Below are 13,179 nucleotides of genomic sequence, written 5' to 3'. Positions count from 1 at the left end.
CCTTCCGATCGCTGTTATCCCCAGATTTTTTTGAAATCCCTTATATAAAGGGGAAAATCCGGTGATAAAGGCGAACGCTCCGCTTCTTCAGGTTATTTCTGTCCTCTCCGTTATCGTGTATATGTTTAGTTCAATTTATATAGTCTAATGATAAAGAAAATTACACTTCGCGTTTATCCTCAGGAGTATAGATAATTCGCTGATAATCCATGTCTTTGGTATCCATATCGCCCAGATACATCCGTTGATGTTCAGGCACCTGTTCATATTTCTCCTTCAGCTGAGCCCGGTTAAACTCACTAGGGTCTTCCAAATACATATGGTAGGCGTGGCGGCACTCTTCCAACGTTGTTTGTGCTCCACTCAGTTTCTTGTACATATCCAGCAACTCTATATACTTGTCATCCACATTTTCCGCGTAGCTTTCCTCCGAGAATGTAACCTCTCCCAAATCCAAAATATTGATAACTATCGGGCGTTCAATGGTTGTAAAAAAGGTCCCGTCCCTGAACCAGACCGCCAGGTCATCAATTGAAGCCTTCACGGGATTGGGCAAGTTATAGATGGCCACCTGACCATCCTCATACACAACCAGGTGGACCAGGTAGTGCTGACCTTCGTACCTCATGAAAATGGAGAATCCATCCCCTTGTATCGTTTCATAGTACAATTCGCTCACAACTGCAAAATCAATCGCTTTAGGCGAATGTGAAATTCTTCTTGTCTCCATCAGTTGCTGCTGACGTGGTGTGATTTCAGCTATATTTTGGAATTCCGGATTGAGCATTCTGATCTTACACTGTATATGTTCGTAGTAGTCATTTTCGTTATACGCCCAGTTCGCCTGTTCGACTAGGTAGGCACCCAACCCATGGATGGAAAGAAACTCTCCATTCGGTATATGTGAGCCTAACCAGTAATCGTCAATCTTCCGCTTCAATCCCTTCAAATCAACCAGTTCCCAGCAATTAATCATCCCGTCTTCATAGATCTGCACCGAAATGAGAAAATGCTGGCCGCCATTATGTATGATTCCAGGGGTCGTTGCGCCCTCAATCTGTTTTGTTCTTCTAATTTTTTGCATCCGTGGCACCTCACTTTATTACCCCATATTTTTTGGTTTATGTACTTCATCTCAAACTCTTACATTATTTCGTTATTAATTCTCTTGGCTTGTACAATCTCCTTGATAATCTTAGAACGATTCCATACAACAAACTTGAAGACATGTCCACTGTCTAATGTAATAGTAATTCCATTCGGGATTAGTCCCCATGTCGCACTTTTCTCAATCTTAGTCATAGCCCAGATCTCGATTTGAACCCATTCCGTCTGAAAATTCAGGGCATGAGGAATAAAAACTAATCGTTCATTAGTTAGAAAAAGCTTTCCTCCTACTCCTTCAAAACCTCTTAACCAGTTTGCATGAATCCTTTCAAAAATAACGTGTTCATTAGGGCCCAATTCTTCCATTTCTATCAGTCTCCTTCTTCAGCCTATAGCCGATCCTTTTGCTTGAATCTCTATTATTATAGGTCGTTTTGACCGATATAGGAATATTTTGCACATGTTCATTTGTAAAAAAAGCACTGCCCAACGGAAATACTCCGTTATGGACAATGCCTCATACACGACTGCTTTGAAAGCACCCTCTCGATTACATATTACATCTCTTTCAAAATACCTTTGACCAGTCCGATGAAGGTTGTTTTCACTTTTGCCGCAACTTCAATCACTTCATCATGACTTAAAGGCTGGTCCAGAATGCCGCAGGCCATATTGGTCAGACAGGAAATGCCCAGTACCTTCATGCCGCCATGAATGGCTACAATCGCTTCAGGTACCGTCGACATGCCCACAGCATCCGCGCCCATCGTCCGAATCATGCGAATCTCGGCTGGTGTCTCATACGCGGGACCGCTCCACCACGCATACACACCTTGCTGCAAACTTACATTCTGCTCTTCTGCAACCTTCAAGGCAATGCTGCGCAACTCACGGTTATACACTTGTGATACATCCGGGAAGCGCACACCCAGCTCAGCGTTATTCGGCCCCATCAGCGGATTATTGCCTACCAGATTGATATGATCCGTAATCAACATGAGCTGTCCCGGTTCGAAGCTGGTATTGATCGCTCCACAAGCGTTGGTGATGATCAGCTGCTCGACACCCAGTGCTTTCATAATCCGAACCGGGAACGTTACTTCACCCAGCGTAAACCCTTCATAATAATGAAGGCGCCCTTTCATGGCAACGACGGTCTTGCCCATCAGTTCTCCGATGACCAATTCGTTGGCATGACCAATAGCCTCGGATTGAGCGAAATACGGAATGTCCGTATATGGAATGACGGTAGCATTCTCGATCTCGTCCGCGAGCGCTCCCAGCCCCGAACCCAGAATCATGCCCACGACAGGCTTGGCGTTAATCCGGTTTAATATGTAATCTCTGGCTTCCTGAATATGTGCGGATTGATGCATGAATATATTCCCCCTGATAATCCGAGTTTGGATTTAAGTAGTTGCTATAAACCAAGTGTAATGAACAATAGACATGATGTAAACGGGAGCCGGATAAAGGAGGACTCTGGCTTTCCACCATAAGCGGATTAAGCTTTGAGTCCGGACTGTAACACCTCGAAATATTCTCTCAAAATCTCATCAAAATCAGACTCGTCATATTCCATTTGTTTTGATGCCCATACAGTCACCTGACCGATAGCATACTCGGACTCATGAACGAATCCGGTTGAAGGATAAGGGATAAGTTGTTCATCGACGAACTGTACACAAAAAACCGATCCTCTGTCGAGGATCGGTTACATTCATTAAAATAGACAAGGTATTTCGCACCAAAATGTAATGGCAAGCTGGCTCACTGCTGCTCATGCGAATGCTGATTTTTGCTTTTCATGAAATCCATCCCCATGCTCAGCAACAGCATCAGTGCAGCAAATATCATGGATTTTCCAATGGTTCTTTCAGGAAAGATCATATAGGCAGCTGCAAAGTTGCCTGCAAAAACAAACAGGTAATTGCGGACGCGATCCATTTTCTCATCTCATTTCGGAATCAAATTCAGGACTCACTGTAACCTGCTGAACCTACTGCTCTACCTTATCATATTTTTCCATATTAATCCAGAGTTCAACTTACTGCTTCCCCCCGATCCCCTCATAAACAGCCTCGCATAGTTCAGTTGTGAACCTGCCTGACATGCCCTCCAGAGCCGTATTTGTGAACGCGACAACGCTCAGTTCTTTTGCAGGATCAACAAACCACGAGTGCCCATAGGTTCCGCCCATGCGCCATGTTCCGGGGGACTCTGAGGTGTTGGCGGCGACCGGATCTTTCAGCAACGTGAACCCCAGGCCAAATCCTCTGCCCGGCCAATAAGGCATCGTAAGATCGCCAATCTGATTGGTCGTCATATCGGTGACCAGCGCTTTGGGAAGAAGCGAACCTCCACCTTGACGCAGTGTTTCAAGCAATACAAGAAAGTCTCCTGCACTTCCTATCATCCCCGCACCACCCGAGGGATAGGCCGATGAATCAAGGTATCTTTCTGGAGCAAGACGGAAGCCCGCCGTTCCTTCAATAAAAGAAACATGGTCCTCATCACGCAAGCGACGTGGTTGCCCAGAACTGTCGGAATTGTCCTCATAGGCAGCTGTCATTCTTTTCGAATCTACAGCAACAAAATCCGTGTCCTTCATGCCCAATGGATGAGTCACGAGCAGTTGTACCGCCTCTCGGAGTGACATCCCGGTCACCTTCTCAATGACTGCTCCGAGTATATCCGTTGCAATCGAATATCTCCACAGGGTCCCGGGCTCATACAGCAGCGGAGCAGAGGCAATCCTCAACACATTTTGTTCCAGCGTAATCCCAGCGATATCCATCCCATCTGATACTCCGGCAAGTTCGTACGTTCCCCCGTTCTCCTGAAAGAAACGATACGTTAACCCCGCCGTATGTGTCATCAGATGATGAACCGTCATGGAGGCAACTGCCCCATTTGGCTGTTTGGGGCGAAATTCTGGCAGCCATTTGGCGACCAGATCATCAAGCTTTAATTTACCTTGGGATATCAGCACCATGGCAGCTGTGGATACAATCGGTTTAGTTACGGATGCATATCTGAATAGTGCATTTTGCTCCATGGATTTGTTTTTCTCCCGGTCAGCAAGGCCCGCAGCGCTGTTATAAACTAACTCCCCTTTCCAGACAATCTGAACAACGGAACCCACAATTCTTTTTTCTGCCAACGTCCGGTTAATCACTTCTTCTACAAATGCAGGATTAAACTTCATATCTTTGTCTGACATACTTCTCTTCCTCTCCAGGCGCTACCCGCTTGATTATTTATAGTAAGTGTGTTTATTATATAAGTGATTTCATCGTTGTTACATAAGGCGATTAAGTTATGCGGATCAATTTCCAATGAATATAAAGGTATTTACACACCATATCCTATAATTTAAAAGGAGGTCGTCTCATGGACCAAATCGATACCAATATCCTCTTCCATTTGCAAAACCAAGCAAGGCTATCCATGACCGAATTGGGCAAACTGGTAGGGTTGTCTCAACCGGCCGTAACGGAACGCGTGAAACGAATGGAAGAAAGCGGAGTGATTGAGGCGTACCGTACAGTCATTTCTCCACAAAATGTGGGGAGGTCGAGTACGTCCTATCTTCTGTTTCGGACAAGGGAATGTCATGCCTTTCTTGATTTTTGCCGCTCGTCACCCGAAGTGGTCGAATGCCACCGCGTGAGCGGAGAGCATAATTACCTGTTGAAAATTATGACGGATTCGATTGCTGGTCTTGAAGCATTTGGAGACCGATGCGATCAATACGGTACCTACACCACCCTCATCGCGATGTCCTCACCTATTGCACATAAGAATTGGATCGAGGGAACGAATATGCTGTAAACGGGTGTACTGTAGACGAACGAGCAGCTGATCCTCCAAGCTAATAAAAAAGGCTGTGCCTTACGAAGAATTATTTCTTCATGGCACAGCCTCTTTCATAATCTCCTTATTGGCGCTCACCATGTAACAGCTGGTCTTAATCAGACTTAGGAAAACCATGCTTTCTGGCGGACCAAGCCACGATCAGAGCCAGAACCAGCAAGAGGATTAAGGAAATCGGCAGAAAACGAGCTCCCATCTGATCCAAAAGGACAGCTCCGACGATCCCGCCTCCCCCAATTCCCAAATTCCACGCTGTCACCAGCATGGATTGAGCGAGATCGGCACTATTGCCCCCGGCCTGCGCCATGGCAGTCTGCAGCAACGTAGCCGCCCCTCCAAATGTAAGTCCCCAGGCGATCACTCCAAGGATGATGATGAATGGTTGATGAATGAATATCCCCATGGCCAGAGATGCCAGTGCAAATATGACTAGACTGATCAGGACCAATACCCTCATATAACGGTCAATCCACAGTCCAGTAAACCATATACCGATCATCGAAGTCACTCCAAAGATCATCAGAACGAGATCCACCCGTTTCGACAGCATCGTCTCGCCCAGATAAGGTGAAATATACGTATACAGAATGTTATGGGCCAGTACCCAGGTCAGAACGACAAACAATATGGGACGGACTCCCGGTATAACAAAAATCCGATGAAGCGCAAGCTGATGACGGGCAGGCTCCCCTTCATAGTCAGGTACTTTCCAGAGCACCCACAATACAAGCACTACCGTTAATAATGAGACAGTTCCGAAAATAAGGCGCCATCCTGCGTAATTGCCCAAAAAGGTTCCCAATGGAACGCCTAATGCAAGCGCGAGCGGTGTGCCTACCATAGCAACAGCCATCGCTTTTCCCTTTAACGAGCCTGAAACCATCCGGCGTGCGTAACCCGCTGTCATTCCCCACAATACACCAGCAGATACACCCGCCATAAAACGGGCAGCAAGGGTCAAACCATATACCGAAGATACAGCCGTAATCGTGTTGAAAATCAGAAAACCAAGAATACATAAAAGCAACAGTGGCCTGCGTCTCCATCCACGTGTAGCTGTCGTCAAGGGAATCGCTGCCAGAAGAGATCCCACCGCATATAATGTGACGAGCTGGCCAGCCAAACCTTCCCTGATCTCCAGATCTTGTGCTATTTGCGGCAGCAGCCCCGCTGGCAAGCTTTCTGTAAGAATGCATATAAATCCAGCCATGGCCAAAGCGAGCAGTGCCGACCAGGGCAGGCGTTCTTTCGCCATTGTGTTCGGGTTCACAAAAACTCTCCTTTATCCTTTATTTTGGTATAGTCCAAAAGCCTGCGGTCTACAGAATAAGCTTATAAAATCGAGTCCACATTTGGCATACTTAATCAACGGCAGATCGATCATTTTAAGAGGAGAATTCAGTTAATTTCGACGTTTCACTTTGAATTTCAATGTAAACGCTATTAAACATTCATCATGGGATGCAAAACTGGAGTTTGCAGCATAAATAAAAAAAAAGGCATGTCATTTACACAAGGAGATAACGATCCAACCTCCAAGGTAAAGACTTGCCTGTTTTATTTAATTTTTTCATTTTAATGTATAGCCCCCGAGATAGTTTTCCATCAGTTCATTGGAGAGCTGAATGGCTTCGGAACGATTCGTTGCGGGCATGGATAGCATAAGACCATCTTCGGAGCTCCAGCTTTTACTGTTCTGCTCTCCGCTTGAATCCTCCTCCGAAATGGCGATGGTGAGTTTGCTGAATGCACGATCTACGAATAGTGTTCCGAATACGAAGATATCCGTTTTCTCATTTTCAGAAATGATGTATTCCATCAATCCGTATCCCTCGTGAAAACGAATTTCGAGCCTCTTTTGATCTTCAGGTACGGGTAAAGGTTCACCTTCAATATCAATGGTTCCTCTGAATATGTAATCACCCGAGGTCGTTAGATAACGCTTGCCATCCATGTTGATATGAACCGTTTGCTCTGGTTCCTTGTTGTCTTCTCCCAACCGATATTTTACAGCCTCTCCATCAAGATGAATCGTTCTGGGCAGAAATAGCAGAACCACACTGATCACAATCATCAATACCCAGATGGCAAGTATGATCGAAATGATTTTGTTCTTCATGGTCCATCTCCTCAACTCATCGTTCTACTACTCTTGAAGATATACAGTCTCTTGCTGATCTTCATTCCATTGAATATGGACAGGGATAGGAAAGTCTTCATTCTCCAGATATTTCGGACCCGATGCTTGCTTAATATCCCGAAAAGGCGTACCCAGATTTTCTACCAATCCGCTGGCTGTTAGATCTTTACCGCCAAATTGATCGCAACAATAGCCAAGTACTTGATCTTCATTTTCTCCCCTCCTTATCAAAGATGGTACATGAATTAATTACAGATTATAACATATAAAACACTTGTATAACGGTTTAAAGCAATTCACTTACTTTCATTACGGCACTGAATCAGGCCTATGCTTACAGATGCCTTAAAACGCCCGGCTGAAATTGGCACACAATTTTGCATACAACAAAAAAACCGGCCACATCGTGACCGATTCAATCAGCTCCTCGGGGAGCGTTGGCATATATGTGCGAATGACAAAGAAAGTATGACTGCTACTCCTTAATGATACTCCAGAACGGCTCCTTCGGCTGTAGCCAGCTTTCGCTTCCACGCAAAAACAAAAACACCTCCGTATTCCGTCGATGATGGCAACAGAGCAATATGCCGTGGAAGGTGCTTTGTAATATCGATTATAGAATAGTTAATATCTAATGGCATGCGAAGGGTTACAACTTGTCCACCTGTAATAATGTTACCGGCTTCACCGTACAAGCTGGACTAATCTGCTCCTCAGTGAGTATGTTCAGTTTGATCAGGCTTTTCAGCTTATGACTGTCCACCTTGGACAGCAGTCGCCAGATGTCCGGATCGGGAAGGGATGCGTACAGCTTCTGATCATCATATTCCTTGCGGTGCTGAAGCACCGTTTTCACAGCGTATCCGCCAACTTGCGTCTCATAGACACCCTGCTCCTCACAATACCCGACAATCTCATCTCGTAACACAGATAGTCGTTGTTCAATTTCTTTTTGCTGCTGTTTCAGTTCAAAATAGGTTTGCACCTTCTGTTCCATACCTATCACGCTCCTCTATACCATAGGTATGCAGTGAAGGACAGTTTAGGACAATACTACAGCAGTTCATCATTTAAAAATGAATTACTGCCAATAATCTTTTTAATCCGCTGCAGCACACCCGGGCCCATAGGAACATTAGACACTCGCTTTAATAGAATCCAGCGCAAACAAGCCATAGCTTCAAAAATCTCCGCATCGTCTGGTATGTATTCCGTCAGACTCTTGAATAGAGTACTGTACATCTTACCGTTTCTTTCCCCCGTATAGATCGTCATCAAAAAAATGGACCACGCCATATCGTATCTGGGATCACCGTGCTGACCATTCGTCCAATCGATAATCGCATATTGATCACCTGCCTCCAGAATATTTCCCAGGTTATAATCACCGTGGATCAATGTATCCTGTCTAAGCTTAATCCGTTGAAGAAGGGTCATTAAAATCTGATGGATATCCTCATGAAGTTCAATGGAGGGAAAGAAATAGCCAATGAAGTCATATTGAGGTATGAAATTTGCCTCCGCGTTATTGATAGTATGTATATCATAACCATGGATTTGAACTAACATTTTAGCTAAATGCTCCAGCTTGTTTTTGCTTAACTTGGCTATAGGCTCTCCATCATAACTGGTTAGTAAAACTTGATTCTGATCTTTGTCAGTGCCCCAACCGTAGGGCTTGGAAACGTGTATTCCACTCTGATAAAGTTCAGATAAAAGTCTGTATTGATTGCCAATATCGGGTCTGGAGTCCTTATTCCATACCTTTAACACGTAAGAGCGGTCAGCACATTCGATCTTCACAACGTCCGCTTCAAGCCCTGGTGACAGGGGTAGCATCTTGTATGGTTTTTCTAGCAGGAAGGGAATCTCTTCATTCAACTGGACCCAATTTATACTTTCCACCATACTAACAGTCATAGTCACGGCCACCTCTCTGTGAACTAGAACAACGCTCAATAATTAAGCAATAGTATACTCATCGCCTCGTCCTACTGAAGCATAGCTTTGCTGCAATAATCATGATGTTTTTCTTTTCTCACTCTAGTTATAAGGAGCAATAAGTCCTTTACCAATGAAATTGGCAGATACAGGCTTCTTGTTCAGTTCTCTAGACCATACCGAGAATTGCCCCATATGGTGAATCTCATGAGCAATCACGTGACGCATCACTTCTCCCCACGATTCCTTGACGACGGTGCTATCCAATTCAGGATCGATGTAGAGTCTCTTTTCCATGCCAGGGTCCCAGGATAGAACAAATGTCTCCACATCGGGTCGCAGCTTGCGCTCGAACTGTCTCACAGCTTCAAGTGTTTTATAGTTATCAAAGTTCTCCATACCATCCGGTTTGCCCTGCAATACTTGGAGCCAGCTCCACTCTACATCAATGATATGAAAAAACGTTTGCAATATATTGCCTACCCCGCCTGTTCGAGGCCGAAGCAGCTCTTCAAGCGGTACATCCTCACACCACTGAAACCATTGCTCACGCACGATCCAGTTATAACGAAAGAAAGATTCCATTTAACCATTCTCCTTTACTACTCATGCGTTTTAAGAGTTTTGATCAGTTCCAAATTGGCAAAAGTCTTGTCCGAATGTTCACGGTCTCCGTAAATCCCGCTAATCTGATCAAATCCCGATTTGGTCCAAAATCGTAATGCAGGCCAATTTTTGAGTGCCACGTTGATTCTGATTTCCTTATAACCAAGCTCGGAAAATAATCCAGTTAACGCATGTATCATTTCTTGTCCATAACCTTGCTTCTGAGTCCCACTATGGATATACAAAAATTCGAGGTAAACCGAATCCTCCATGGGGTAGCCATGGTACAGGCTCAACACACCTATACTTTCGTTTTCCTGAATCGTACGAATGGTCTGAATTCGGTAGTTCTCCAGTCTTCCCCCAGGAGGAAGATTGCCTTCTTCAAAGCACGTTCTCACATAATCCGGCTCATGATCTCGTCCGTCCCATTCCTGCACGTATTTACTCGTATCAACAATGGATTGGATATCGAAAATCTCAGATTCTTTCAAATCGGAAATGAAAAGTCGTTCTGAATTCCATCCTGTTGGAATCTGTTTCATATCATCACTCCACTCTATTCGTGCCTTCTATCATAACCCATGATATGGTAAAAATAAAAGAGCCGCGATCATCGCAGCTCCCTACTCTTTTTGCTTCGTCATTCTCTTCTTTACATAGAGTAAAACATGAATTCCAGCGTATATAAACAGGACATTAAACAGATAAAGAAGAGCATTCACATATACCGTGGAAAGGAACCAAATCGTATCATCAGGTTTCTTATAGTGATAATCAGTGAAAAATCGCAAAGGAAAACCATACTCTGTTCGTAAAGTCCCCTCCGTATAGGCCGTTCCTGGAATAAAGATCACAGCTAACACGGCAATCCAAGCCGAAAGATTAAATATTCTTTTATTAAACGTCAATTCATCTCATCCATTCATTACATTTTCGCTATCAACCACATTCGCAAACATGCTCAGAACCGAATTGTGGTGTTCTATTATCTGCTCAGCTTGAAGAATGTTGGAATTCCATGTGCTGTGAGCATCACGAACTAAGGTTACTGCATAGCCAAGGCTACTTGCTCTGCGACAAGTCGTATCCACGCATATTTCCGTCTGCATGCCCGTCAGAATAAGATCCGTCACTCCATTTTCTTGTAATTTCAAATTCAGATCTGTTTCGTGAAATGAATCCGGTGTCTGCTTTTCAATGACAAGGTCACCAGTAATCGGCGCAATGGACGGATGAATCGCCCAACCTGCCGTTCCACGTTCAAGGGGACTCCCTGCTCCTTCGCTATGTTGAATGTAGATGACGGAGTGACCTTTTTGCCGAGCCTTGGCAATGACGTGTTGTATTCTCTGAAGCAATAAGTCCCCTTGATATACGGGATCTGATTCATCGAACATGGCTACCTGAACATCGATTACAAGAAGTGCACAGTGGGTTGGCATCTAATTTTCCTCCTGAAAAATAATATTAAATCAGCACTTGATATAACTAGGTCTTCCGTTTTCGCACCTTTAACAAACCTTCCATTCCCAGATCGACCAGTACAAACAGTATAGCAGCCATGACGCCAAATAAAGTCAAGATTAATGTCTCTTTGAAATTCAAAATTTCTTCACCAGCACCCATGAGCAAATAATAGATATACATCCCTAGTACTCCAGCACATCCATAGCCAAGTATCCTCGTAGTTAGATACAAGACATAATTGGCGAATTGAATTCGGCTCAACAGATAGTCCAGCAATAGGGATAAAGGTAGACCGATAAATAAGATCAGGGGAGTCGCAAATACAAAATAAGCAATAATATAAAAATCAAAGCTGTAGGATTCATTCATGGATATTATACTTGCAATTAAAGTAAAACTAATGATGGTTAGAACAGTCGTCAGCAGCTTTCTTCCAATGTTCATCTCACCACTCCCATTAGGTTGCCTGTATTCGTTTAATGTTCCTATGCATCAGATTTTGCCGGTTGCCATCCGATTTCTTGGGACCATATATGAGCCTTCTCTAATATGTTCCACACCATCGGTCCTTTGCCTTCCACGTATTTTGGACGCTGGTCCTTGTATAATGCCATAAGCCGGTGCTTCTCTTCTGCATATTTCAATCGATCCTCTGGATGTACTCTCAAATAATCTCTAAAAAGCAAGTTCATCTGCTCAGAGAAACTCCCTGCTTGTCTTATGTGTACATGTGTTCTCCTGCTTCCTGGTACTTCACGAAAATACCGCTTGGTTTTATCCGGATTTTCTTCTCTATATACGAAGCCGGCCGCTTCGATTTCTTGTTTGTAGTTAGGCAATTCTTCGTGATTGGATACGGAAATTTGTATATCTATGATCGGTTTGGCATCCATTCCGACGATGGAAGTTGATCCGACATGGTCAATTCGTACAGCCGTCTCTCCCAACGCCTCTCTTAATCTCACCCCGGTTTCGAAAAACATTTGCCTCCAAGCAGGATTATATGTTGCAATTCTCCATTGATCTTCCATGTAGTCCTCCCTTCAATTTCATTAAATATAGTTTCTATCATCGTTTCTCTGTACATCTCTATAAACCAAGTGAGATGCTTCCTCTCCAGAAAGAAAACCTAATTTTGTATATAAATAGTCAGCCTTATTTCCTATAGTAACGAACAAACGAATGGTTGGAGAGAAGCCTTCCAGTTGAGAAATCGCCTTGTATAACATATATCTTCCCAAACCCTGATTACTATAGGCCGGCTTAACCACTATATCATAAACAAGTGGCATATCCTCCCACATCGAAATCAAACAAAATCCAACGACCTGGTTCGTCTTTTTATCTATTAAGACCGATGATGCATTCAACAGCTCATCCTGACGGTTATGTTCAAAATAATAACTCACGTCATTCCGATATGTATCCAGACTTCCTTCATCCATTCCTCCACGATATGATTCGTTCATGACTTGAACCATGCTTGGCAAATGCTCCAATTTGGGTTTAATAGAATTAAAATCAGTATGGAGGTCATTTTCAATCTTCTCTGTAGTTCTAATCATACATTTCCTTGTGTTTAACACTTCGAAACCAGCCGACTTCAACACATCAATATGTTCGGCCAGAACATTGTAAGCATCTACCTTTGACTGATTCCCTGAATTTTGAATGGCATAATTCTTTAAGAAATGAACCATATCTACAGTCAATGTAGACGGAGGAATCATGAAGAAAGATCCGAGCTCACTGCTTGTCAAAGAAATCCCGCCCACTCGTTGATTGTCTTGATAGATCCAATAACAATCTCTTGCGTCTAGCATCATTTCTTGAAGTGATGCCCAGCTGGGTCTAAACCAGACATTCTTTCTATACGTCGCAAAGTACTTGGCATAGCTAGTTGGATTCGCTGCGACTAACGAATATGAAGTATTATCATTCATTGCTTTCTCCCTCTCATTACAACTTAAACATTCTCAGTGGTTTATCCAAATGCAGTGTTTTATGTATTCTATTCATAGCATACAGCTACATAATAC

Annotated in this window: 17 protein-coding genes; 1 reads left to right on the top strand and 16 read right to left on the bottom strand. The window is 43.8% G+C overall.

The window, feature by feature from the left end; translation table 11 throughout:
• Positions 1-160: 160 nt before the first annotated feature.
• The 5 genes from P364_RS0127180 to P364_RS0127160 all read right to left on the bottom strand — a co-directional run bounded on the left by P364_RS0127180 (position 161) and on the right by P364_RS0127160 (position 4,330).
• Positions 161-1,084, bottom strand: coding sequence for a DUF7638 domain-containing protein (locus tag P364_RS0127180; protein ID WP_024633182.1), 924 nt, complete (start codon positions 1,082-1,084; stop codon positions 161-163).
• A gap of 59 nt (positions 1,085-1,143) precedes the next feature.
• Positions 1,144-1,473, bottom strand: a complete 330-nt coding sequence (locus P364_RS0127175; RefSeq protein ID WP_024633181.1) for a GRAM domain-containing protein — start codon at positions 1,471-1,473, stop codon at positions 1,144-1,146.
• Between the two features lie 191 nt (positions 1,474-1,664).
• Positions 1,665-2,483: a purine-nucleoside phosphorylase gene (locus P364_RS0127170; RefSeq protein ID WP_024633180.1), complete on the bottom strand. Its 819-nt coding sequence runs from the start codon at positions 2,481-2,483 to the stop codon at positions 1,665-1,667.
• A gap of 394 nt (positions 2,484-2,877) precedes the next feature.
• Positions 2,878-3,054: a hypothetical protein gene (locus P364_RS37655; RefSeq protein WP_161634220.1), complete on the bottom strand. Its 177-nt coding sequence runs from the start codon at positions 3,052-3,054 to the stop codon at positions 2,878-2,880.
• 100 nt (positions 3,055-3,154) lie between these two features.
• Complete coding sequence (locus P364_RS0127160; RefSeq protein ID WP_024633179.1) at positions 3,155-4,330, bottom strand: serine hydrolase domain-containing protein; 1,176 nt, start codon at positions 4,328-4,330, stop codon at positions 3,155-3,157.
• A 170-nt stretch (positions 4,331-4,500) separates the two neighbouring features.
• Between P364_RS0127160 and P364_RS0127155 the strand changes: the two genes are divergently transcribed.
• On the top strand, positions 4,501-4,941 hold the full coding sequence (locus P364_RS0127155) for an Lrp/AsnC family transcriptional regulator (RefSeq protein ID WP_024633178.1): 441 nt from the start codon (positions 4,501-4,503) through the stop codon (positions 4,939-4,941).
• Between the two features lie 136 nt (positions 4,942-5,077).
• On the opposite strand, the gene P364_RS0127150 is transcribed toward P364_RS0127155, so the two are convergent.
• From P364_RS0127150 to P364_RS0127095, 11 genes are all read right to left on the bottom strand, one after another.
• Positions 5,078-6,238: an MFS transporter gene (locus tag P364_RS0127150; RefSeq protein ID WP_052016803.1), complete on the bottom strand. Its 1,161-nt coding sequence runs from the start codon at positions 6,236-6,238 to the stop codon at positions 5,078-5,080.
• Between the two features lie 315 nt (positions 6,239-6,553).
• The gene (locus tag P364_RS0127145; RefSeq protein ID WP_024633176.1) at positions 6,554-7,102 is read right to left on the bottom strand and encodes a hypothetical protein; all 549 of its coding nucleotides are present in this window, start codon (positions 7,100-7,102) and stop codon (positions 6,554-6,556) included.
• Between the two features lie 670 nt (positions 7,103-7,772).
• Positions 7,773-8,120, bottom strand: coding sequence for a hypothetical protein (locus tag P364_RS0127135; RefSeq protein ID WP_029881333.1), 348 nt, complete (start codon positions 8,118-8,120; stop codon positions 7,773-7,775).
• Between the two features lie 56 nt (positions 8,121-8,176).
• Positions 8,177-9,043 carry an aminoglycoside phosphotransferase family protein gene (locus P364_RS0127130; RefSeq protein WP_024633174.1) on the bottom strand — a complete coding sequence of 289 codons (867 nt, stop codon included), beginning with the start codon at positions 9,041-9,043 and terminating at the stop codon, positions 8,177-8,179.
• 123 nt (positions 9,044-9,166) lie between these two features.
• Positions 9,167-9,649, bottom strand: a complete 483-nt coding sequence (locus P364_RS0127125; protein ID WP_024633173.1) for a DinB family protein — start codon at positions 9,647-9,649, stop codon at positions 9,167-9,169.
• Positions 9,650-9,666: 17 nt separating this feature from the next.
• Positions 9,667-10,215, bottom strand: coding sequence for a GNAT family N-acetyltransferase (locus P364_RS0127120; protein WP_024633172.1), 549 nt, complete (start codon positions 10,213-10,215; stop codon positions 9,667-9,669).
• Between the two features lie 81 nt (positions 10,216-10,296).
• Positions 10,297-10,581: a hypothetical protein gene (locus tag P364_RS0127115; protein WP_024633171.1), complete on the bottom strand. Its 285-nt coding sequence runs from the start codon at positions 10,579-10,581 to the stop codon at positions 10,297-10,299.
• Positions 10,582-10,587: 6 nt separating this feature from the next.
• On the bottom strand, positions 10,588-11,115 hold the full coding sequence (locus P364_RS0127110) for a cysteine hydrolase family protein (protein ID WP_024633170.1): 528 nt from the start codon (positions 11,113-11,115) through the stop codon (positions 10,588-10,590).
• 46 nt (positions 11,116-11,161) lie between these two features.
• Complete coding sequence (locus P364_RS0127105; protein ID WP_024633169.1) at positions 11,162-11,584, bottom strand: hypothetical protein; 423 nt, start codon at positions 11,582-11,584, stop codon at positions 11,162-11,164.
• 41 nt (positions 11,585-11,625) lie between these two features.
• Positions 11,626-12,171: a GrpB family protein gene (locus tag P364_RS0127100; protein ID WP_024633168.1), complete on the bottom strand. Its 546-nt coding sequence runs from the start codon at positions 12,169-12,171 to the stop codon at positions 11,626-11,628.
• A 21-nt stretch (positions 12,172-12,192) separates the two neighbouring features.
• Positions 12,193-13,083, bottom strand: a complete 891-nt coding sequence (locus P364_RS0127095) for a GNAT family N-acetyltransferase (RefSeq protein WP_024633167.1) — start codon at positions 13,081-13,083, stop codon at positions 12,193-12,195.
• Positions 13,084-13,179: the final 96 nt, after the last annotated feature.

The sequence above is a fragment of the Paenibacillus sp. MAEPY2 genome (assembly GCF_000499205.1).
Lineage (GTDB): Bacteria > Bacillota > Bacilli > Paenibacillales > Paenibacillaceae > Paenibacillus > Paenibacillus vandeheii.
This window is presented reverse-complemented; position numbering and strand designations above follow the sequence as displayed.